This is a genomic window from Phyllobacterium sophorae (genome assembly GCF_003010965.1).
GTDB lineage: Bacteria > Pseudomonadota > Alphaproteobacteria > Rhizobiales > Rhizobiaceae > Phyllobacterium > Phyllobacterium sophorae.
Genome location: NZ_PGGM01000017.1, coordinates 64,440 through 85,356, shown reverse-complemented (window position 1 = coordinate 85,356; position 20,917 = coordinate 64,440). Strand labels below are relative to the sequence as shown.

Here is a 20,917-nt window from a genome sequence, read left to right as displayed (position 1 = left end):
GCCATCTCTTGCTAAATTTAGACGATGATGCATCGTCTGGTGGTCTTTGCTGACCAATACCGCAAATTTTTGAGGGGAGCACCCGGCCGCGACGGCATCCGTTGTTCGGCAGGAGCGGCCAGGATCCCGGCGCGTGTTTTGACGCTTCCCTCGTCATTGAACGCGCGACGCGATTAGCCGCCCGTGACGTGCTGCCCGTGCAGTTATCGCTTAACTCACTGTTGTTGGCGGCCGGCCGCTTCACCTTTCATGGGTGGCAATGGCGCACAAGATTGCCTTGGAGCGGAAAGGATTTCACTTGATAATTGGCTGACACCGAGCAACCCTTGAGAGGAACAAGTTACCTCGCTTTCGATCCAGGCGCGGCACTTCTTCAGTCGCAAAAATAGTGCCAGACAATGGAGGCGAACCACCATGGATGCTGCCGAATTGCGTGCCATTCAAGCGCCGCTCAAGGAGCGTTACAAGGCCAACCCGGCGGATGCTTGTATCACGCTGAAGGCGCGCGGAACGCTCGACGATCAAGCCATCGCTTGCAAAGTGGAGACTGGACACCTTCTCGCCATCGCAGGCCTGCATCCAGCGACGGGGGGAACCGGCATCGAACTTTGTTCCGGCGACATGCTGCTCGACGCGCTTGTCGCCTGCGCTGGCGTTACCTTGAAGGCGGTGGCGACGGCACTGGAGATCCCGGTCAAGTCCGCTGCCGTGTCGGCCGAGGGTGACCTCGATTTCCGAGGCACCCTCGGTGTCGCCAAGGATGCGCCTGTCGGCTTTGCGCAGATCCGCTTATTCTTCGCTGTTGAAACGGACGCACCACAAGACAAGCTTGATCAGCTCCTCAAGCTCACCGAGCGCTACTGCGTCGTCTACCAAACCATTCGCAGTGGCCCGCCCGTAACGGTGACGCTGCAACGTTCGTGATGCCCAAAGGCACTTGTCGGAAAGACCCGATTGAGGTCGAGCGCCAGACAGCGGCGTAGCGAGGCCGATTCACTTTGTACAATGTTGAGATACAGGCGAGCAGGAGCTCCACAACAAGCACGTTGTCGACCGTTGAGTGAATATCCTTCACGATTCTGTGCAAACCAAGAACAGGCGCCAAAGCTGTGCGGTGGCAGTAAGTTGCAATCACCCGCACGATGCAGTTCTGCTGCGACTGGGCGACCGTATAGGCCGATTGGTCGCTTCGCCTCGGCGCTCGCGCGGCACGGGGCAAGTGCCTCGATCAGACGCCGTCTTTCCGCCATCAGAAAACCGGCACTACACAGCACAGCAGGTTGCGGGCCGATGGCAGCCCAGGTGTCCTATCTGTTGCATTGCCAGCCAGGCGAACAGAGCCCTATCAGATGAAACTCGGAGCGTGTGGGTGGCTCGCGCAGCCACAAAGGTTCGCACCATCAACAGGCTCGCATTCACAAATACGCCTGCGTCCGCTCGCGCCAGGTAACTTTGCGCCCCAGTTGCATGGTCCCCTGCGGTGACGGCGGACCTTGGCTGAGAATCTCATCACAAGATTTCGATTTTACTCCGATCCTTGCCCGCCATACGCTCATCTGGTGGTTAGATCTGCACCAGGGAGAGACGCTATGAAACACTGGCCTGCACTTGTCGCGGCCGCTTTGGCCTGTTCGGTCGTGGTGGCCAACGCCCAGGAAACCACCATGAGCTTCTTCGTCACCAGCGCAAATCCTGGAAAGGGCGGAGATCTTGGCGGCCTTGCGAGCGCGGACGCGTATTGCAGCACGCTCGCCACGGCCAGCGGCTCGACGGGCAAGACGTGGAAGGCCTACCTTTCCACTGACGCCGAAAATGCCAAAGACCGCATCGGCCAGGGACCTTGGTACAACGCCAAGGGCGAAAGGATAGCCGACGATGTCGCCTCGCTCCATGGCGACAAAAACAACCTGACCAAGCAGACGGCCCTCAACGAAAAAGGCGAAGTCATCAACGGCCGCGGTGACACACCGAACCGCCACGACATTCTGACCGGGTCAAAGGCCGATGGCACCGCAGCACCCGAAACATGCGGCAACTGGACGATGGGAGGCGCGGAGGGGGCGGCGATTGTCGGCCACAGTGACCGCACGGGCCTGGATGACTCTGCCGAGGCCAAATCCTGGAATTCCTCCCATCCCACGCGCGGCGGCTGCACGCAGGAGGCTTTCAAGGGTACCGGTGGGGATGGTCTTTTCTACTGCTTCGCAGCAAACTGATCGAAAGGCGATGCAGGATCACGCAGCGCCGCCCCGTCTCTGAATCCATTTTGCCGCTTGCCTGCGGGAATCGACATGCCGATGCCGCCGATAGACACGAGCCAGTTAGGGCTATGGCAATTTCGGCACGAACCGCTGCTCGCAACAAATCGCGTCGCGTTGCAGTTGAGAACGTGCCTTTTATTTGAGATTTTCGATCCTGAGCTCTGCCGGGGAATTGAGAGACCAACAAAGTTGATGGCACTCACAATGATTTCGGTGGAACGTAAAGGCAAATCGATTGTCTCGCCGTGGGAACTGCGGCAGCTGTGCAGCGATGAAAGAATTGATCCTTCGATCGCTTGATGCGCTTGTCACCGTAGGCGATCAATTCACCGGTGAGGACAACACGGTAGCCGGTGCGCGTTTCTTCGATGGCGCCATCTTTCTCCTGCCAGCAGTCTCTCATGCTGCAACATTCGGCACCGTAGGCCCAGCCAAACGGAGCGTCATGCGCAAATGCCGGCGCCGCAAAGAGCAAGGCGATGAGAAGGATCTTGTGTCGCATGGCTCACGTCTCCTAGCCCGTGTCGCTCACGGAAACCTCCATCGTTTGGAAAGTACGGGTGAGCTTCGATGATACACCTCTTTGCATTTACGCACATCAACACGGTGGCAATCGGCGCCAAATCCCCACAAGCAACGCCCCGGTGGTGGCGTTGCTTGCGTTCGAAAGGAGGGGCAAATCAGCGCGATCCGGCCGGGCCAGGCAGATGAATCTGGGTCTGTTCTCCTCGACTTGCGAGGGATGCGTTGGAGCCATCTTAAAAATCCAGGCAGCCTGCAACAAAAGGTCATCTATCAGTCGTGGCTGATCAACAGGGCAATTTCCTGCGCAAATACGCTTCTATTGCACTGTTATTTGGCTTGGGTTGCCGCCGCTGCCTTGAAGAACTCGCCAATTTCCATCGGAAAGGGAAATACGATCGTCGAGGTTTTCTCATTGGCAATAACATTCAGCGTACTGAGGTAACGTAGCTGCATCGCTTCTGGCCGTTGCCCCAGAATATGAGCAGCCTCCAGTAGCTTTTGCGCAGCCTGCTGCTCGCCCTCGGCATTGATGACTTTGGCTCGCCGTTCGCGTTCGGCCTCGGCTTGACGGGCAATGGCGCGTATCATGGTTTCGTTGAGATCGACATGCTTTATCTCGACATTCGCGACCTTGATGCCCCAGGCGTCAGTCTGTGCGTCAAGAATTTCCTGAATATCAATGTTAAGCCTGTCGCGCTCGGCCAGCATCTCGTCGAGATCGTGTTTGCCAAGGACGGAGCGTAATGTCGTCTGGGCCAGTTGACTCGTTGCCATCAAGAAGTCCTCGACCTGGATCATCGCCCGCTCGGGGTCGATGACACGAAAATAAAGCACCGCGTTGACACGTACCGAGACATTGTCCTTCGAGATCACGTCCTGGCTCGGCACATCGTGCACCACAGTCCGCAGATCCACACGCATCATTTGCTGGACAAAGGGGATGAGGATGATCAGCCCCGGCCCCTTAACGCCGGTAAAACGGCCGAGTGTGAACACCACGCCGCGCTGATATTCTCGCAATATTTTGATGGCGGCGGCCAAGAGCATCAGTAGGATGATGATCGGGACAATAATGGTGATAAGCATTGAAATATCCTCCATTTAGAGCCCTTTCAGTCCATATTGGCCCTGTTCTGTCACGCGCCAAGCGAGACATTCCATGCACAAACGCGTGGGGCTGATGTGCTCCACCGAACCAAGCTGCCTGACAATTGGGCATTCACCGGCCGGAAATGCCACGGCGCGGGACCGGTGTCTTATATCGGCGGACAGTGTTCTTGATCTTGTCACAATGTGCTCCGTCAAAATCATCCTATGGTCGAAAGCGGCTCCTAGCTGCTCTCAGGCTGATCGAGTTCAACCTTGAGGACAACACCATTGATATCGGCTATACGGACCTGCTGTCCCTTTGTCAGCGGTGCCTCAGATACTGCTGCCCACCGTTCGCCATGGGCAAGGACGTGCCCGCGGCCTCCACACCAGTCCAAGACCTCGCCATGGGCCCTCACCATCTCCTCGCTGCCCGTCACGACCGGACGCTTTTGCGAAGAAAAGACCAGGCGCATCACGATCAACGAAAGCGCCAGACTGGCAAGGGCAACCGCGCCGGTTACCGGCCAGGAAATGCGCAAGGCCGGGATGTCGGTGTCAATCAATATCGTGGCGCCCGATATGAAAGCTATGACACCGCCAATACCCAGAACGCCGAAGGATGTTATGAAGGCTTCCGACGCCATCAACGCAAGGCCAAGAACGATAAGTCCGAGGCCGGCAAAATTCACGGGAAGCACAGCGAGTGCGTACAAGCCGATCAGCAGGCAGATCGCGCCGATGGTTGCTGGAAAATACGAACCCGGCGCCATGAACTCGAAGATAAGTCCGTAGATGCCGATCATCATCAGGACCAGAGCAACATTCGGGTTTGTGATCACCATCAGCAGTTGAGTGCGCCAGTCCTGCTGGATCCGCTCAAGCGTGATAGCGCTAGTATCAAGCGTGATATTGTTTCCACCCGCTTTGACGCTGCGGCCATTGATCTGCACGAGAAGTTCATCAACATTCGTTGCGAGGATATCGATCACATTTCCCTTCAGTGCTGCGCTGGCGGAAAGGCTTGCTGCCTCGCGCACGGCTTTTTCAGCCCAGTCCACATTGCGTCCGCGCAATTCGGCGAGCGAGCGGATATAGGCACTAGCGTCGTTGATCGCCTTCGCCTCCATCGGCGTGTGCGGCGTCGGCGGAGCAGTGGCGTTGTCGCCTTGTTTCTTGGCCTTGGTGTCCTCTTCCTTGTCCTTTTTTGCCTCGTCACCACCTGGAAAAGGCAAATCGCTGATCTGGATGGGTGTCGCAGCGCCAAGATTTGTGCCCGGTGCCATCGCCGCTATGTGGCTGGCGTAGAGAATATAGGTGCCGGCGCTTGCTGCGCGCGCGCCGCTCGGACTGACATACGTGGCCACGGGCACCGGCGAGGCGAGAATGCCGCGAATGATTTCGCGCATCGACGTATCCAGACCGCCCGGGGTGTCCATTTGCACAATAACAAGAGAAGCATTGCGCTCACCCGCCGTTCGCAAGCCGCGCAATATATAATCAGACAGGGCCGGACCAACGATCCCCTCGAGCTGTAATACAAGCGCGCTTTTGACGGCCTGAGGTTCCTGTGCATGGTTCGGCAGAGCAGACAACAGGATGCCGAGCAATGCTATGGAAACGGAAACTGCAGCACGACTGTATCCGAACCATTTCCCGATGATTTTCCTCATCAGTTCCATGGTTTAGCTTACATCAGAGCAATTGTTTCTACCATGTGTATCTTGCCCATGGATGGAAGGGAAAGGGGTGGGGTGGATGCGATCATATGAAACGCCTCGCCCATCAACGACAAACGCCCGACGCTTGGTGGCGCGCGAGATCGGAGCATCTGGGGAAACTGCAGCTGTCGCCATGGCCCGATCTTCACCACCATCTGGGGCTGGGGCTCGATCCCGTTTTGATTGGCGCCGATGAATGCCTGGGTTGACCGCCGCGGTTTCGATAGGATCGACACCACCCATGCCGTCGCGTGAGCACCACCTATCATGAACCTAACGACGTCCAACCGCGACGGCGGCCTCCCAGCGAACATCGTGGCAGCACCTTTGTCATATATAGATGACATTATCTTACATAAGGTTACTTTTAAATGACAGTCATTGACAGCCAAGCGATCATAGTTTATGTCACTTATAAATGACACAAGGAGGACTTGCGTCGTCTATAGGTGACAAAATGAGTAAAAACGCCCTTATTATGCCCGGAGAAGTCCATGATGCTGCAGTGACACTGGGCCGGCAGCTCCGTACAGCCAGACTGCGCCGCAACTTCAAGCTGGAAGACGTCGCTTCGCGCATTGGCGTTCACCGAGTAACAGTCTCGCGGCTCGAAAAGGGCGATCCGACAGTCTCGGTCGGCGTGCTCATTACGGCCTTGTGGGTTTACGGACTGTTGCCGGACCTGGTGTTGATCGCCGATCCGTTGAACGACAGGGTGGGTATCGCGCTTGAAGCGTCAGCATCGAGACAGCGCGCCAAGACAGGCACCGGAGGTATGGACGATGACTTCTAGGGCCGATCCACGAGCCAACACCACATTCGTGTACATCACTTTACCCGGCACAACTGAAATGGTCGTCGCTGGACGCCTGGAGACGGTTGTTGAGACATCTGGTATCGAGGTCGGCCGTTTCGTCTACGGCCGTTCGTACCTCGATCGCCGGAACGCCGTGCCGCTCGATCCGGTCGAAATCAACGTCGTGGCGCGTCAGCGGTTTGATCACGTCGGCGACAAGGGCATGTTTGGTGCGATCCGCGATGCCTCCCCCGATTATTGGGGCAGGTTCATCATTGACCGGGCACTCGGCGCAGGGCCGACTGAAATCGGCTATCTGTTGAATTCACCTGACGACCGGATTGGCGCGCTGGGCTTTGGATTGAGTCCAACGCCGCCAGCGCCGTTGCGCAAGTTCAACAGGACACTGGATCTTGGACTGCTGATGGCAACCGCCGATGCCGTCCAGGCTGGCCGCGATCTTCCCGACCATGCCGATACCGCTCAAGCCGCCCACCTCTTGCAACATGGAACTTCAATGGGCGGTGCGCGCCCGAAAGCAGTGGTGGAAGATGGCGGCGCGCTATGGCTGGCAAAATTCACCAGGCCCGACGATAATTATGATCTTGTCCACATTGAACACGCGACGCTGAAATTGGCCGCCGAGTGCGGCATAGAAACCGCCTTCACCCGTACCATATCGATAGCTGGCCGCCCGGTGCTGCTGGTGAAAAGGTTCGACCGTGATCTGACGGACGGCGGCTGGCTGCGTCATCGAATGGTCAGCGCACTTACTGTGCTTCAAGGGTCGGAGAACGACAGGTCAAACTGGAGCTATTTGCGTCTGGCTGACCGCATCCGCCAGTTTGGGAAAGTCGAAGGCGAAGATCGGATTCAGCTGTTCCGTCGCATAGCCTTCAACATCCTGGTCAACAATGATGATGATCATCCGCGCAACACCGCGCTCACCTCGAATGCGGGTGGCTGGCGGCTGTCCCCGGCCTACGACCTCGTGCCAAAACCTGTCCTTTCTCAACAGCGCTTTCTCGCCATGGAAATTGGCACGGGCGGACGCAGTGCGACGCGCGAGAACTTATTGTCCCAAAGCCCGCGTTTCGCTCTTGATGTCCAAAGGGCCGCGGCGATCATTAATGAGATCCAATCGACCATCGCTCAAAGATGGTACCCGGTATTTCGGGAGGCAGGGGTAACAGCTGCCGATTGCGAGAGCGTGAGAGCAGCGATGCTCAATCCGGGATTTGAGTGGCGGAGCTGAGATAGCCGATGGCCTCTATTGTCATATCAGCAGGCAAGACGCATTGCAGCCTCAGCGTCCAAACTTTCGTTTCTGGTGGGTTTGGCAGCGCAACATTGGGACGTGGTGCAAGGTCTCCCCTGGACCATGAGGCGATAACTTGCCTGGTATTCGAGGATCGGATGCAACGAAACTGCGTTACATCCCTTGGCTCGCAAGAACAAGGGGAGCGGCTTTCGTCACTCGGCCCCGCCCGAAATGGTCAGTCGATGCTGCTGTGCGCGGCAGCAATGGCCCGCTTCAGATCTTCAATGGCAGACGCAGCGGGCAGTTTCTCGCCTTCAAGCTCCGGCGGCATTTTCCAGCCGGGGTCAATCCCCTGCATATTGGGAAGTTCATGGGCGATGCCTTTATGGCAATCGATGCAGGTTGCCGAGCCTGATAGGAGATAACGCGTATGGATTTCGGCGGCTCGCTGTGTCTGCTTGGAAAGGTCCATTGCCACTGACGAATGACAATTGCGGCATTCCAGACTGTCATTGGCCTTCAAGCGTGCCCACTCATGCTGCGCCAGCTCAAGTCTGTGATCCAGAAATTTTTTGCGGGTGTTGATTGTGCCAAATATCTTTCCCCACACCTCTTTCGAGGCCTGCATCTTGCGGGCAATCTTGACTGTCCATTCGTGCGGCACGTGGCAATCGGGACAGGTTGCTCGAACGCCCGAGCGGTTTGAGAAATGGATGGTGCGTGTCAGCTCTTGATAAACATTGTCCCTCATTTCATGGCAGGACGTACAGAAAGCTTCAGTGTTTGTCAGTTCCAAAGCGGTATTGAAAGCCCCCCAGAACATGACACCGCCGACGAAACCTCCCAATGTCAGGAATGCGAGGCTCAGTGTCGCCGCAGGGGTGCTGAGGACTTTCCAAACCCAGGCCAAGATTTTTTTCACCCGCTCCATCACGCGCTACTCGCTCCCGGCCGGTTTAAAGCCCAACTCGCTCATATCCTTGAACTTGTTGTCGACGAGGGGCCGCACGTCTGCCTGTGGCACATGACATGCAGTGCAGAAATACCGGCGAGGCGACACGTCGGCCAGCATCTGGCCTTCGCGGGTCATGTAGTGGGTAACGCTGATCATCGGAGCGCCGGACCCTTGCGTGAACTCCCGCTTGTGGCACGACAGGCAGCGGTTGGTGTTCACGGACAGCTGATAACCTTCGATCGAATGCGGGATGACAGGCGGCTGATCCGGATAAGCGCGCATTTTGCGGATATCATCGACGATCCATTTTGGCATCGGCGCTGCGGGAATCTCTCCCATCGCCTGGTTAGGGCCGGACAGAGCGGGAACCATCTGGGCGATGGCAGCGGGTGCCACGAACAGAGCCAGTGTAAAAATTATCAGCACCGACCGTGGTCGAAGGGCTATGCGACCGAGACAATCTTGACAGCGCATTTCTTGAAATCCGTCTGTTTGGAAATGGGATCCGTTGCATCCAGGGTGACCTTGTTGATGAGCTGGCTGGCATCGAACCACGGCACGAAGATCACGCCCGCCGGCATGCGATCACGTCCCCGGGTTTCGACACGGGAGCGGATTTCTCCGCGCCTGGAGATGATTCTGACCTCGCCCCCCTGGTTGATGCCGCGCTTGCGGGCGTCATCCGCGTTCATGAAACATAGAGCGCCGGGGAATGCCTTGTAGAGTTCCGGTACGCGCATGGTCATCGAGCCGGAGTGCCAGTGCTCAAGCACGCGCCCCGTCACCAGCCAGATATCGAATTCGTCGTCGGGAGATTCGGCCGGAGGCTCGTAGGGGACGGCGAGAATGACAGCCCTGCCATCCGGCCGGCCGTAGAATTTGACGCCCTCACCTTGCTTGACGTAAGGATCATAACCCTCGCGATAACGCCATCTTGTCTCTTGCCCGTTGACAACAGGCCAGCGCAGTCCGCGTTCTTCGTGGTAGCGATCATAGGGCGCAAGGTCGTGCCCGTGCCCGCGCCCGAAGGTTGCATACTCCTCGAACAGTCCCTTTTGAATGTAAAAGCCGAATGCCTTCGCCTCGTTGTTGTCGTAATCCGGATTGATTTCACGCGCGGCGAAACTGTCGACCACACCATTGCTGAAAAGCACGTCGTAAAGCGTCTTGCCGCGGTAATTCGCATTGGCATCCAGGATCTCCGCAGGCCAGACCTCATCCGTCGTGAATCGTTTTGAGAACTCGACCAGTTGCCATAGATCCGAGCGTGCCTCGCCGGGTGCCTGCACCAGCTGGTGCCAGACATGGGTACGCCGCTCGGCATTGCCATAGGCCCCCTCTTTCTCCACCCACATGGCCGCCGGCAGGATGAGATCCGCGCTCATCGCCGTGATGGTCGGATAGGCGTCTGAGACCACGATGAAGTTATCAGGGTTGCGGTAACCCAGATAGGTTTCATTGCTGGTATTGGGGGCGGCCTGCACGTTGTTGTTGACCTGCACCCAATAGAAATTGAGCTTGCCGTCCTTAAGCATCCGGTCCTGCTCGACGGCGTGATAGCCGGGCTTATCCGGGATGATGCCGTGGGGCACATGCCAGATCTCCTCGGCATGCTTGCGGTGCTCCGGATTGGTGACCACCATATCCGCGGGCAAGCGGTGAGCGAAAGTGCCCACTTCACGTGCCGTGCCGCAGGCCGAAGGCTGGCCGGTCAAGGAGAAGGGGCTGTTGCCCGGCTCGGAAATTTTGCCCGTCAGCAGGTGGATGTTGTAGACCATTTGGTTCGCCCACACGCCGCGCACATGCTGATTGAAGCCCATGGTCCAAAGCGACATCACCTTGCGCCCGGGGTCAGCATAGAGCTCGGCAAGCTCTTCCAGGAACGCTGAATCAGCGCCGGTCAGATCCGCCACCATCTCGAGCGTATACTTCGAGACGAAAGTCTTGAACTCCGCAAAGTCCATTGCCTCCATTTTTGCCGGATCGGCGGCATTGGTGGCCTTAACCTCGAGAGGATTGTCGGCGCGCAAGCCGTAACCAATATCGGTCACGCCGCGCATGAACGTCGTATGCTGCTTGACGAACTCTTCGTTTACCCGTCCGGTCTGGATAATGTGATTGGCAATGTAGTTAAGGATCGCAAGATCTGTTCCCGGTTTGAACAGGATCGGCACATCGGCAAGATCCATGCTGCGGTGGGTGAAGGTGGAAAGAACCGCGACCTTGACGTGTTCATGGCCGAGCCGCCGGTCGGCGATCCGCGTCCAGAGGATCGGATGCATCTCCGCCATGTTCGAGCCCCACAGCACGAAGGCGTCGGCGTGCTCGAAATCATCGTAACAGCCCATCGGCTCATCCATGCCGAACGTGCGCATGAAGGCATAGGCTGCAGAGGCCATGCAGTGCCGCGCGTTCGGGTCGAGGTTATTGGAGCGGAAGCCGGCCCGCATCAGCTTGGTGGCCGCGTATCCTTCAAAGATGGTCCATTGTCCGGAGCCAAACATTCCCACAGCTGTGGGGCCTTTTTCGTTCAGCACCTTCTTGCACTGCTGTGCCATGACGTCGAAGGCTTCGTCCCAGCTAACGGGCTCGAACTCACCATCCTTGCTATAGACGCCACCGCTCTTGCGTAACAGCGGCGTCGTGAGGCGATCCGCGCCATACATGATCTTCGAGAGGAAATAGCCCTTGATACAGTTCAGACCGCGATTGACCTCCGCCTGCATGTCGCCATGCGTTGCAACTACCTGGCCCTCCTTGACCCCCACCATGACGCCACAGCCTGTTCCGCAGAAGCGACAGGGTGCCTTCGACCACTTGATTTCGAGTGCACTCACTCCGCCCGGCACCGGCTGCGCCAACGCAGGCAATGTGATACCGGCGGTGGCGGCCGCGACTGCAGCCGCATGCGCCCTGAGAACTTCACGCCGCGTCAGTTTGGTCATTGCTTGGCGTCTCCTCCGTTTCGACGTGCTCGAAAACCATGTTCGCCGCCATGACCCCGTCAAGGGCGGAGATCTGCGACAGACAGTTGCCGAGAATGCCCGTGCTTGTGCCCTCGATCACGGCGACGATCTTGTTGCCCTGGTGCGCATGGACCTCGACATTCGCCATTGCGTGGAGCCGTGCGAGCACGGTTTCGTGCATGGCAGGGAGCGTCATGATGATGGCGCTGGAAATGTGGTACGTGCCCGCCCTGTCACGCATGTGCCGCCTCCTGCGATAGCTCGCGAACCTTTATTGCAGCCACGGGACAGACGTTGATGCAGGCGCCGCATCCGTTGCAAACCTGGTTGTCGAGCACAGGAAAAAAAGGTCCCCCGGCTTGAGGGCGAAAATGGATCGCCTGCTCGGGACAGGCGTCGCGGCATGACTGGCACTCGACCCTGTTTTGGGCCAGACAGATGTCGGTTATCAGGGCAATATGCGCGAAGCGATGCTGGAGTGCGCTCTGGAAAACCTGCTCTGGACAGGCGTTCGCGCACTCACCGCAGAAGGTGCATTGGCCAGCGGAAAAGTCGAGGGACGGCAAATTGCCGACAAGGCTGACGATATGGGTCGGACAGGCATCCACGCAATTGCCGCAGCTGCTGCAGGCGAGCAGACTTTCCTTCGTCGCACCGGGCGGAAGGATGCGGGTCAACCCGGGTACTTGTCCTGCACCAAAGAAAGCTCGTCGGGAAATGTTCCTTGCCATTATGCTGCCTCTCAATGAGAGGGAGGGCCCGGCGGCCCGAAAATGAGTTGCAGCATCCAGACAAGGAAGCCGTAGCCGCCGACCACACCCACGGCAACCACCGGCCAAATGCCGAACGCGAGCACCAGAAACGTAAGGATTTCCGCCCGCCGCCGCGACCGGCGCGTCTCTTTGGATACGGGGGATCCGGAAAATTTGGACATCAACGCCTCTTACACAACGCGCCGAACCTTTCGATTCCCGCTGAAGTCAGCGTGATCCGATGTGAGGATCAATGCCGCTTTAGCTTCGTTTATGCGGCGCGAGACGCAACGGTGAAAGTACGTTACAGTAACGAAACAGCGTAAATTGCCGGTCGCGTGCCGCATACCGAGCTCCGCGATTGCGTAACATCGAGGATTGGCCCCAAGTCGATTGAGGCATCAGCCCCATTTCAACGTACTACAGATCAGAAAGCATCGACTGGCTGCTCTGCGCAAACGATTGCGTGGCGATCCGTTCTATTCAAGAACCGCGTTTTCGAAGGTCCATGATTCTGCGGTCTTACGAGCTTGGCCTGTCGATCGGGAAGAAATGGCGGCAGAACGCGGATTGAGCTTTGACCCTTCCATTGGTGCATCGCCGGGCTATCGACTTCTTTCCAAGGTTGTTGGAGCACTTTGATCTGCGCAAGCGCTGCGCTTCTGCAAAGTGGCATCCGGATGAGAGCTACATCAAGGTTTCGCGGCACTTGGATAGCGGTCGTTGGGGCCAACGCGCCGCTGTGAGTGTGGTAGCAACGAATGGTTGGCGTTTTTGCTGAGGAATTGCCGATGGGGTAGCGGTGACATCGAAGGATCTCCGGCAATTGTCCTCCAATGGACATTTAATTTGACACACTCGGACATCGGGCGCATCGTTGCGGGGTCGCCGGCAAAATTCGGCTGCTGGTGCTTGAGAGATGGAACGTGCTCCCGCCAAACATGAGTGGAAGGAGCACTCTATGTTTGTTTCCAGCTTTGATCGCATGTATTCCCCGGCTGAGTGGCGCATTTTGGAGCTGGCCCATCGCAGGGCCTGCACCATGCTTGACCGCGATCCGCAATTTCATCCCCTTGCCGAACGGGTTGCCTGCGCCATCATATTCTTCTTTGAGCGCGGCGAGCGAGACTTTGGCCGGCTCGCCAGCATGGCTGTAAGGCGCGAACAAAGCTTGCTGAAAACCAACAGCGGTTCGACGGCAATCATCCAACCATCAAGCGTTCGCCTCGGATGTGACCCGCCGCGATACCTGCATTGAATGGCGATGAACAGGTGCTGATCTCCCCTCCGGATCAGCAGAGGCTCGGCCTCCCCCTGCACAATGTGCCCTGCACGGGGAAGGCCGAGCCTCACAATGGGTCTTTCTCTTTGGTCTGGGAATACGCGGCCGAGCCGGCAATGGAAACTGAACCGCGCCGAATACTAAAAGGCGGCAATCCGGTGAGCTTATTAGAACATGAGACCACGAACGCGCAGCGATGTGATCCGGCTGACTGGGTTGAGGGAATGGTCATATCAAATTACGACATCGGGCCAATGGTGCTATTTGCCGATGACACCCGAGAAGTCATTGCCTGGGCATCAGGCAGGATTTGCCGTGCTAAAAAATCCCTCGTATGAAGGGGTTGTGCGCGCGGCCATGACCTTGCTCCTTGTAATTAACGCGCTGTCTGCCTCCGCCGCTCGGCCCGGAGCGTTACATTTTGTAAGCTTCTACGAGCGCCTGCTCAATCAGGGCCAAAGGATGCTGCATCTGCATTTTGAGTATCTGAACGAACCCACGATGGGTACCTGTTGACCGATGAGCACCAGTTGATGTTTGAAGCCATCAAGTCGAAGGACGTTGAGCGCATATGAGTTGGCTCATGCCCATACGCGGCAGTTCCGTGACAATTTCATCGACTTCATGCGGGAGCACTATACGACCGATGTCGCATTGGGTTGACACAGGCTGCTGAATAAGTCGCCTTTATGCTGCTGGGACCGGGCGCGCATCAAAACATGGCCTGCATGCGATCCAGTCTACGAGCTTCACGATACCACTAAGGGTCGCTCAAAGTCGGCTCTTCACCGCCCAAACCAATCCTCATTGTTGAGACGAACATGCCAGGGCCGTCTAACCGGCCCCTCGTTAGACACGCCAATTCGCCGGTTGTTCAAAACCGGCAGGTGAGGATACCCGTTTGAAAATGCCAAATGATTCCGCGGTGTGTGCTATGGACGTTCGGTTCTGCCCTCCGGAATTGTTGGTTGTGGCATCTCCTCTTTTTCATCGCGATTCCATGGCGGCATTAAGAGAAGCCGACGTGCCTCGTCTCACATCGCTGGTGGCTGTGCATTCATTTCGGGGAAAAACCTCATCATACCGTGCTGTGCGCCGAACATCATGTCGTATTGCAGCAGGCGAAAATTTCCAATCCACGGGTTTATATGCGGGGCTGCCGCCCAATTTTCCTTGGCCTCGTCGTTGGACGACCAAAGAATGTGCCGGTCGATGACTTTGTAGTGGTCGCGCACTGAACCGAGAAAACCCGTGTAATAGGGGTGAACAATGCCGGCAAGCTCGAGCACATGCAGGGGAAGGAATACGGGGCTGACCGTGCCGACACCAAAATCCGTCCCGGTGCGGTTCGACCAGATGACCAGAGGCGTCTCATGCTGTTTGAGCATGTCTGAAAGTGGCGCCCGCCGATCAGCGACGTGCATTCTCATATAGCCGGTTGCGACGTAAGCCTCTCCAAGCGGAGGCAGATGATCGCCAAAGAAAACGAGAATCGTGGGACGGCTGCGCCTATTGGCCCAATTCATCAAATACCTGAGGCTGCTATCGGCATCCGATACACCTTCGGCGAAGGTGCGAATTGTCGCGCGTGCGGCTTCGCCGGCCGGTGTCGACACATCGATCGACGGATCCTTGTACCGGTTCGCTTCGTAGGGGCCATGGCCTTGCAACGTGACGGCGAAGAAGAAAAACGGCTGTTCTATCTGGTCGGCTTGCCTGATGATCTCTTCAGTCAGGGCCTGATCGGAAACAAGCGGGCCGCGTTCGGCAAGCTTTGGCAGATTTTCCTCAGACATGAAGGTGTCGAAACCCAGGGCCGCATAAACGTTGCGGCGATTCCAGAACCATTGGCGAAAAGGATGGATTGCCTTGGTCACATAGCCAGCGCTTTTCAAGAATGCCGCGAGCGAGGGCAATGGCCGTCGCACATATTGCTGGTATGGAATGCTGCCATAGGGCAGGAACGCATTGGAGAAGCCCGTAAGCGCCTCGAATTCCACATTGGCGGTCATTCCGCCAAATTCCGGCGAAAAGATCGCACCAGTCTGGTTGGCGCGCACAGCAGGAATGGGATCGCGGTTGAAATTCACTTCGGGCAACCGGGTCGGATCCCAGAACGATTCGCTCATGATCATGATGATGTCGGGCTGATCCGAGGCGGTCAAATGCGCAGGTGACGGCGCTCCAATCGCCTCGATTACCTGCTGCGAATAACCTTCTGGTGCCGTAACATTGGCCATTGGAACGTTGAGCGCGAAAGCCATCGTAAAGCCGTTATATGCATAGTTTTCTTTTTGGTCCCACATGATGGGCAGGACGCGCAGACGGTCCCGCGTCCAGGAAAACATGGAATGATCCATCGCAGCAACAAAAACGGCCAGCAAGGGCATGGTGATCCCAAGTCGCCAGAGCCTTGCCTTGACGTTCAAAGGCAGTGCGCGGCAGCGTAAGCTGCGCCAGAGGACGACAAGCAGAAGCGGGGTGATGACAGCAGCCATGACGATACAAACTGCCGTCCAAGGCCGCTCGCGGGCAAGAAGGGGAAACAGGTCAACGAGCTGACGCGAATAGAGAAAATCAGACGGATAAATCGGGTCGCCAAGATAGAGCACTTTCTGCCGCCCGATCCATGCGAACAGCAAGGCAAGGGGGGCGATCAAAAGCAGCCCGTGGTACGAGCGTCCCAAAACCGCATCAAGAGCAATGACGATGCTCGCATAGATGCCGACAGTCGTCCATGCCGGTCGATTTGTCTGCTCAAAGAACGCAATTGTGTCCACAAGAGAAGCGCGCGCGATGATTTCAATCAGGAAGACCAGGATCGTTGACAGCACGCATGTTGCGATAAGATAGTCGGCAACATGCAATGATCGCGTGAGCGCGCGCGACAGGACGGAGATTTTTTCCGGTCGCTCAATGCCCTCCGTTTCCAGTTTGATCTGCCGTACTCTCTCGGCCAATAGCTGTCTCCCGCTGCTGGCGACGAAGGTCGTTACTCAATCGTTATCAAATGGTCATATAACAGCGTGGCCAATGTTAAAACGAGGAATGCCATCACTTCGGCAAGAACCCGATCACGAATGCACAGACGCTGTCACATAGGCTTTCAATAGCGTGACCCGTTGTTCGGCTGGGTCAAGCGAAGGCCAAATGTCATGAGACGTGCAATTCTTTGCCGCGTGGCAGTTCCCAGGGCTACCGATACAGCACAAGGCAAGCCGGATCCGCCGCAATCCAAGGCATCTGAAGACCCCGCTGCCGGGGATTTGCGCTAGCGAGCTTAATGTGTGCCGGTTTATAGCGCCTCCACAAAGGCGATGACATCGGCAACCATGCGCTCGTCCCAAATATCATTGTGACCAGAATCGTCGTAGATCAGCATCTGCTTTGGCTCCGAAGCGGTCCGATATAATGCCTCGCCCGAGGACAGCGGGATGATGTCGTCACGCCGGCCGTGGATGAAAAGTTTCGGTTGCCTCACCTTCGCAATTTTGAGATCCGAGTGAAAAGGGTCCTTGATCAGCAGCGCAACCGGAAAGAACGGGTAATGCGTCTGGGCGAGCGACAGAACCGACAGATAGGCCGACACAAGGATGACAGCGACAGCCGGCCTTTGTCCTGCCGTGTTGACGGCGACGCCGCTGCCCAGCGACTGGCCGAGCACGACGATCTCGCCTTGGGAGCGAACCGAAAGCCAGTCGAACGCAGCAATGCCGTCGGTCAGTAGTCCGATCTCGCTCGGCGAGCCGGTCGATCCCGGATAGCCGCGATAGGAGATCGCCAGCAGGCCAATGCCGCGCTCGGCCAGCCCCTTTGCGAGGAAGCCGTAGTTGCTGACGCGGTCAGCATTGCCGAGAAAGAACAGCACCGAAGGCCTGCTAGGTTCGCCCTGGGCGTGGAGTGCATGAAGCGTCTCTCCGTCGGGCGTCCTGATGGAAACGTTTTCACCCCAGCTCGCGTGCTGTGGAGCAGGTGTGGGGCTGGCGCCGGGATAAAGGAGGCTGCGCTGTGAAAAATACACCAGGCCGACTAGCAACGCATAGGCAAAAGCCACCAGCAGCGGCAAGCTCAGCAGGAGTTTTGTAGTGCTCACGACAACCTATCCACCCGCAGGTCAGTCAAATGTCAAGAACCTTGTCAGCCGCAACTCGATCCGGCCCGAGTACGGCGGGCTTGGCGCCTGAAAACTGGAACGGCTCAGATATACGGCGTTTCAATAAAAGCAGCCAGAACTTCACCGCACGAAAGTTCAACGATGGCTATCCATTCGCCTGTTTGGTGCCTCGCGAAAAATTCAGAACGACCGCAATCAAGACCGTGCCGACAATGAAAACGAAGGCTGCGGCCGCGATTGCAGGGCTGATGTTTTCCCGAATTGTCGAGAACATTTGCCGTGCGAGCGTGCGCTGGTTTGGGCCGGCCACAAACAGTGTGAGCACGACTTCGTCCAACGACGTTGCAAAGGCGAAAACAGCTCCCGAGACGATGCCAGGCAGCGCCAGCGGCAAGGTGACTTGTTTGAGCACCGTGACGGGTGCTGCGCCGAGGCTGGCTGCGGCCTGCTCCAGTCGGCGATCGATCCCCTGCAGGACGGCCAGGACGTTGACGACGACAAAGGGCACGGCCACCACGGTGTGGGCGATGATCACCCCAAGATAGGTGTTGGTCAGACCGTAGCGCGCAAACATGAGCTGCATGCCGACGCCGAGCACCACCGCCGGCACCACCATTGGCAGCAGAAAAATCGTCTTGATGGTCGCGAGCGCCAGCGAAAGCTGCCTGTCGCGAAGTCCGAGGGCACCCACGGTCCCCAGAACCGTGGCGAGCACGGTGGTGCCGCAGCCGATGATGAGGCTGTTGATGATCGAGCGCTGCCACACGCCAGCGGTGAACAGCTCTTCGAACCAGCGGGTCGAATAACCCGGAATGGGGTAATTGAGAAAGACGCTGTCGGTGAAGGCGAGCGGCAGGATCGCAATCAGCGGTGCTATGAGAAAGAACACGGTCGCAGAACCGAAGACGAGTTTGGAAAAACGCAACACGTTCACGCCCGCGCCTCCCGTTCTGACGAGAGCCGCAGATAGACCGCGTAGAGGATCAACGTGGCCGAAAGAAGAACCAGTCCAAGCGCCCCAGCCATGCCCCAGTTGGCGGCGCCCGTCGCATAGTAGGCAATCACCGAACTGATCATCTGGTCCTTGGCACCACCAATCAGCGCGGGCGTTATGTAGTATCCGAGGGCGCTCATGAATACCAAAAGCGAACCGGACACGACGCCGCGCAGTGACAGAGGCAGCAAGACAGCCCAGAATGCCCGCACGGGATGGGCTCCCAAGGAGGCCGCGGCCGGCATCAGATTCTTCGGGATGCCGATCAGCACACTGAAGATGGGAAGCACCATGAAGGGAAGCAGGACGTGAGTCATGGCAATGATGACGCCGGTCCGGTTGAAGATCAGCGGCACGGGGCCGGACGTTAAGCCCAATTGCATCAGGGCCGAATTGATCAGGCCCGTGTCCTGCAACAGGATGAACCAGGCGGCGGTCCGCACCAGGAGTGACGTCCACAAAGGCAACAGCACTGCACCCAGCAACAACTGCCGCTTCCAGCCGTCGAGCGAAGCTGCGATCATGGCAAAGGGAAGTCCGATGAGGACGCACGCCACTGTCACCGTCAAAGCCATCACAAACGTCCGCAGCATGATGGTCTTGTTCGCCGAAGCATCGGCCGCAAGAGCGGTTATTGCACCGGACGCGTCCCGTTGCAGGTCAACCGCTGCCAGAAGGTTGCGGTCTGTAATGCTTGACGACGCTGCAACGCTAACGGCCTGCCAATAGGAAGGATCAGCCCATCGTTTGTCCAGAGCGATCAGATCAATGGTTCCAGCGGCGTTTGAAGCGGCCGCACGTGTTTTCGTCATTAACGTGCGAAAGCCGGATTTTGCGCTGTTCAATCGCCGTACAAGGTCCCCAAACAATTGGTCGTCATTGATCTGGCGTATGTCGGCAACAAAGGCAGTCTTCATGGCTTCGGTTGGAGGGCTGACGCGATCCCATCCCGCAACCGCACGGGCGGTGGCAGGAAGCGCGCGCGCGGCCACCGGATCGGATACCGCGGACTTCATCATCGTAACGAGGGGAAAGGCGAAAAAGACAACAAGAAACAGCAACAGCGGCGCGACGAGCACCAGGGAAATCACCTGTTTGCTCAGTCTTGGCGCATTCATGGGCGCACCACCCAGCAATCGGACGGCAGGAAGGAAAGTTGCACTTCCTCGCCAATCGAAAGCGTCGGCTGGCTGCGGTCGGTTTTGACGACAAGCCCCTGGCCGTCGCTCCGGGCAAGCAGCCGCAAATGATCCCCGTGATAGACGACATCAAAGATGGCCGCGGTAATATTGTTGCCCGCAGCCTCACGTCGTCCCACCTTTATTCGCTCGGGCCTTATCGACAGGCAAACGCTGCCGTTTGGGCGAAGGTCCGTTGCTGCTGCAACGAAAACCACCTGCCCGCCGGGCAATTGGACACGGGCGGTACCGCCTTCGATCGTTTGTACGCAGCCTCGTACCAGGTTTGTCTCACCGATAAACTCCGCCACGAATTGCGTGCTTGGATGGTCATAGATGTCGGAGGGTTTGCCGATCTGTTCAATTTTTCCGCGATTGAAGATCGCGATGCGATCCGACATCGTCAGCGCCTCCGACTGGTCGTGGGTCACAAAGACGATTGTCAGCTCGAGCCGTCGATGCAGATCGCGGATGTCCAATTGCATCTGTTCGCGCAGCTGCTTGTCCAGCGCGCCGAGCGGTTCGTCCATCAAGACCACTTCTGGCTCGAAGATCAGGGCACGCGCCAGGGCAACCCGTTGCTGTTGACCACCCGAGAGCTGCGAGGGACGCCGCTCGGCGAGTGAACCAAGCTGCACCATATCGAGCGCCTTTTCGACACGCTCCTTTATGAGCGCACGCGGGAGGCCGCGCATTTTCAAGGGGAAGGCAACGTTCTCCGACACCGTCATGTGCGGAAAGAGGGCATAATTCTGGAAGACGACACCCATGTTGCGTCTGTGCGGCGGCAAACTGTCAATGCGTTTGCCGCCCGCCCAGATTGCGCCGCTTGTCGGATTCTCGAACCCTGCAAGCATCATGAGTATCGTGGTCTTGCCCGAGCCGGACGGGCCCAGCAGGCTGATGAACTCCCCCTTGCCGATCTCGAGATTCAATCCCTCAACAACGGTGAGGAGACCGAAGGATTTGCTGACCTCCTCCAAGCGAATGAATGGATTGCTCAATGTCGATCACCTCGGCTCT

General features: G+C 57.5%; 21 protein-coding genes and 1 pseudogene. 8 read left to right on the top strand and 14 right to left on the bottom strand.

Annotation, left to right across the window (positions count from 1 at the left end; translation table 11 throughout):
• The first annotated feature begins 414 nt into the window (after window positions 1-414).
• Window positions 415-924 carry an OsmC family protein gene (locus tag CU103_RS26970; RefSeq protein WP_106667115.1) on the top strand — a complete coding sequence of 170 codons (510 nt, stop codon included), beginning with the start codon at window positions 415-417 and terminating at the stop codon, window positions 922-924.
• A gap of 665 nt (window positions 925-1,589) precedes the next feature.
• On the top strand, window positions 1,590-2,216 hold the full coding sequence (locus CU103_RS26965; RefSeq protein ID WP_106667114.1) for a hypothetical protein: 627 nt from the start codon (window positions 1,590-1,592) through the stop codon (window positions 2,214-2,216).
• A 244-nt stretch (window positions 2,217-2,460) separates the two neighbouring features.
• On the opposite strand, the gene CU103_RS26960 is transcribed toward CU103_RS26965, so the two are convergent.
• From CU103_RS26960 to CU103_RS26950, 3 genes are all read right to left on the bottom strand, one after another.
• Complete coding sequence (locus CU103_RS26960) at window positions 2,461-2,763, bottom strand: hypothetical protein (protein ID WP_106667113.1); 303 nt, start codon at window positions 2,761-2,763, stop codon at window positions 2,461-2,463.
• Between the two features lie 350 nt (window positions 2,764-3,113).
• Window positions 3,114-3,872, bottom strand: coding sequence for a slipin family protein (locus tag CU103_RS26955; RefSeq protein ID WP_113171621.1), 759 nt, complete (start codon window positions 3,870-3,872; stop codon window positions 3,114-3,116).
• Window positions 3,873-4,117: 245 nt separating this feature from the next.
• Window positions 4,118-5,548 (bottom strand): NfeD family protein, encoded by a 1,431-nt coding sequence (locus CU103_RS26950; RefSeq protein WP_245449021.1) that lies wholly within the window; start codon window positions 5,546-5,548, stop codon window positions 4,118-4,120.
• 95 nt (window positions 5,549-5,643) lie between these two features.
• On the opposite strand from CU103_RS26950, the gene CU103_RS31835 reads away from it, so the two are divergent.
• From CU103_RS31835 to CU103_RS26935, 3 genes are all read left to right on the top strand, one after another.
• Window positions 5,644-5,805 carry a hypothetical protein gene (locus CU103_RS31835; RefSeq protein WP_210203846.1) on the top strand — a complete coding sequence of 54 codons (162 nt, stop codon included), beginning with the start codon at window positions 5,644-5,646 and terminating at the stop codon, window positions 5,803-5,805.
• A 248-nt stretch (window positions 5,806-6,053) separates the two neighbouring features.
• Complete coding sequence (locus CU103_RS26940; protein ID WP_170117133.1) at window positions 6,054-6,389, top strand: helix-turn-helix domain-containing protein; 336 nt, start codon at window positions 6,054-6,056, stop codon at window positions 6,387-6,389.
• A complete protein-coding gene (locus CU103_RS26935) occupies window positions 6,379-7,647 on the top strand; it encodes a type II toxin-antitoxin system HipA family toxin (RefSeq protein ID WP_106667108.1) in 1,269 nt (422 codons plus the stop codon). Before CU103_RS26940 ends, CU103_RS26935 begins: the two co-directional genes overlap by 11 nt.
• Before the next feature lie 241 nt (window positions 7,648-7,888).
• Here the strand turns inward: CU103_RS26935 and CU103_RS26930 are convergent, their stop codons facing one another.
• From CU103_RS26930 to napE, 6 genes are read right to left on the bottom strand one after another with little or no spacing between them, the layout of a single operon-like run.
• Window positions 7,889-8,584 carry a cytochrome c3 family protein gene (locus CU103_RS26930; protein WP_106667107.1) on the bottom strand — a complete coding sequence of 232 codons (696 nt, stop codon included), beginning with the start codon at window positions 8,582-8,584 and terminating at the stop codon, window positions 7,889-7,891.
• A 6-nt stretch (window positions 8,585-8,590) separates the two neighbouring features.
• A complete protein-coding gene (locus tag CU103_RS26925) occupies window positions 8,591-9,082 on the bottom strand; it encodes a nitrate reductase cytochrome c-type subunit (protein WP_106667106.1) in 492 nt (163 codons plus the stop codon).
• Complete coding sequence (napA, locus tag CU103_RS26920; RefSeq protein WP_106667105.1) at window positions 9,052-11,553, bottom strand: periplasmic nitrate reductase subunit alpha; 2,502 nt, start codon at window positions 11,551-11,553, stop codon at window positions 9,052-9,054. Before napA ends, CU103_RS26925 begins: the two co-directional genes overlap by 31 nt.
• Window positions 11,531-11,815, bottom strand: a complete 285-nt coding sequence (locus tag CU103_RS26915; RefSeq protein ID WP_106667104.1) for a chaperone NapD — start codon at window positions 11,813-11,815, stop codon at window positions 11,531-11,533. Before CU103_RS26915 ends, napA begins: the two co-directional genes overlap by 23 nt.
• Window positions 11,808-12,305, bottom strand: coding sequence for a ferredoxin-type protein NapF (napF, locus tag CU103_RS26910; RefSeq protein ID WP_106667103.1), 498 nt, complete (start codon window positions 12,303-12,305; stop codon window positions 11,808-11,810). Before napF ends, CU103_RS26915 begins: the two co-directional genes overlap by 8 nt.
• 11 nt (window positions 12,306-12,316) lie before the next feature.
• Window positions 12,317-12,508, bottom strand: coding sequence for a periplasmic nitrate reductase, NapE protein (napE, locus tag CU103_RS26905; protein WP_106667102.1), 192 nt, complete (start codon window positions 12,506-12,508; stop codon window positions 12,317-12,319).
• A gap of 779 nt (window positions 12,509-13,287) precedes the next feature.
• Between napE and CU103_RS26900 the strand changes: the two genes are divergently transcribed.
• From CU103_RS26900 to CU103_RS32315, 3 genes and pseudogenes are all read left to right on the top strand, one after another.
• Complete coding sequence (locus tag CU103_RS26900; RefSeq protein WP_106667101.1) at window positions 13,288-13,584, top strand: hypothetical protein; 297 nt, start codon at window positions 13,288-13,290, stop codon at window positions 13,582-13,584.
• The gene (locus tag CU103_RS26895) at window positions 13,581-13,946 is read left to right on the top strand and encodes a hypothetical protein (protein ID WP_106667100.1); all 366 of its coding nucleotides are present in this window, start codon (window positions 13,581-13,583) and stop codon (window positions 13,944-13,946) included. The genes CU103_RS26900 and CU103_RS26895 overlap by 4 nt, the downstream gene beginning before the upstream one ends.
• 79 nt (window positions 13,947-14,025) lie before the next feature.
• Window positions 14,026-14,271: pseudogene (locus CU103_RS32315) on the top strand (FCD domain-containing protein); the annotation flags it as partial.
• A gap of 371 nt (window positions 14,272-14,642) precedes the next feature.
• Here CU103_RS32315 and CU103_RS26885 read toward each other — a convergent pair.
• From CU103_RS26885 to CU103_RS26865, 5 genes are all read right to left on the bottom strand, one after another.
• Window positions 14,643-16,568: an LTA synthase family protein gene (locus tag CU103_RS26885; RefSeq protein ID WP_245449020.1), complete on the bottom strand. Its 1,926-nt coding sequence runs from the start codon at window positions 16,566-16,568 to the stop codon at window positions 14,643-14,645.
• Window positions 16,569-16,903: 335 nt separating this feature from the next.
• Complete coding sequence (locus CU103_RS26880; protein WP_170117132.1) at window positions 16,904-17,701, bottom strand: alpha/beta hydrolase; 798 nt, start codon at window positions 17,699-17,701, stop codon at window positions 16,904-16,906.
• Between the two features lie 166 nt (window positions 17,702-17,867).
• Window positions 17,868-18,656, bottom strand: a complete 789-nt coding sequence (locus CU103_RS26875) for an ABC transporter permease (protein ID WP_106667099.1) — start codon at window positions 18,654-18,656, stop codon at window positions 17,868-17,870.
• Window positions 18,653-19,834, bottom strand: a complete 1,182-nt coding sequence (locus CU103_RS26870; RefSeq protein WP_106667196.1) for an ABC transporter permease — start codon at window positions 19,832-19,834, stop codon at window positions 18,653-18,655. Before CU103_RS26870 ends, CU103_RS26875 begins: the two co-directional genes overlap by 4 nt.
• On the bottom strand, window positions 19,831-20,898 hold the full coding sequence (locus CU103_RS26865; RefSeq protein ID WP_106667098.1) for an ABC transporter ATP-binding protein: 1,068 nt from the start codon (window positions 20,896-20,898) through the stop codon (window positions 19,831-19,833). Before CU103_RS26865 ends, CU103_RS26870 begins: the two co-directional genes overlap by 4 nt.
• Between the last annotated feature and the right edge of the window lie 19 nt (window positions 20,899-20,917).

Bases quoted from the DNA above. Each gene is read 5' to 3' on its own strand.
- CU103_RS26930 (WP_106667107.1), bottom strand. From the start codon at position 8,584: ATGGAGCGGGTGAAAAAAATCTTGGCCTGGGTTTGGAAAGTCCTCAGC.
- CU103_RS26960 (WP_106667113.1), bottom strand. From the start codon at position 2,763: ATGCGACACAAGATCCTTCTCATCGCCTTGCTCTTTGCGGCGCCGGCA.
- CU103_RS26955 (WP_113171621.1), bottom strand. From the start codon at position 3,872: ATGCTTATCACCATTATTGTCCCGATCATCATCCTACTGATGCTCTTG.
- CU103_RS26965 (WP_106667114.1), top strand. From the start codon at position 1,590: ATGAAACACTGGCCTGCACTTGTCGCGGCCGCTTTGGCCTGTTCGGTC.
- CU103_RS31835 (WP_210203846.1), top strand. From the start codon at position 5,644: ATGAAACGCCTCGCCCATCAACGACAAACGCCCGACGCTTGGTGGCGC.
- CU103_RS26925 (WP_106667106.1), bottom strand. From the start codon at position 9,082: ATGCGCTGTCAAGATTGTCTCGGTCGCATAGCCCTTCGACCACGGTCG.
- napE (WP_106667102.1), bottom strand. From the start codon at position 12,508: ATGTCCAAATTTTCCGGATCCCCCGTATCCAAAGAGACGCGCCGGTCG.
- CU103_RS26940 (WP_170117133.1), top strand. From the start codon at position 6,054: ATGAGTAAAAACGCCCTTATTATGCCCGGAGAAGTCCATGATGCTGCA.
- napF (WP_106667103.1), bottom strand. From the start codon at position 12,305: ATGGCAAGGAACATTTCCCGACGAGCTTTCTTTGGTGCAGGACAAGTA.
- CU103_RS26900 (WP_106667101.1), top strand. From the start codon at position 13,288: ATGTTTGTTTCCAGCTTTGATCGCATGTATTCCCCGGCTGAGTGGCGC.
- CU103_RS26970 (WP_106667115.1), top strand. From the start codon at position 415: ATGGATGCTGCCGAATTGCGTGCCATTCAAGCGCCGCTCAAGGAGCGT.
- CU103_RS26870 (WP_106667196.1), bottom strand. From the start codon at position 19,834: ATGAATGCGCCAAGACTGAGCAAACAGGTGATTTCCCTGGTGCTCGTC.
- CU103_RS26915 (WP_106667104.1), bottom strand. From the start codon at position 11,815: ATGCGTGACAGGGCGGGCACGTACCACATTTCCAGCGCCATCATCATG.
- napA (WP_106667105.1), bottom strand. From the start codon at position 11,553: ATGACCAAACTGACGCGGCGTGAAGTTCTCAGGGCGCATGCGGCTGCA.
- CU103_RS26950 (WP_245449021.1), bottom strand. From the start codon at position 5,548: ATGAGGAAAATCATCGGGAAATGGTTCGGATACAGTCGTGCTGCAGTT.
- CU103_RS26935 (WP_106667108.1), top strand. From the start codon at position 6,379: ATGACTTCTAGGGCCGATCCACGAGCCAACACCACATTCGTGTACATC.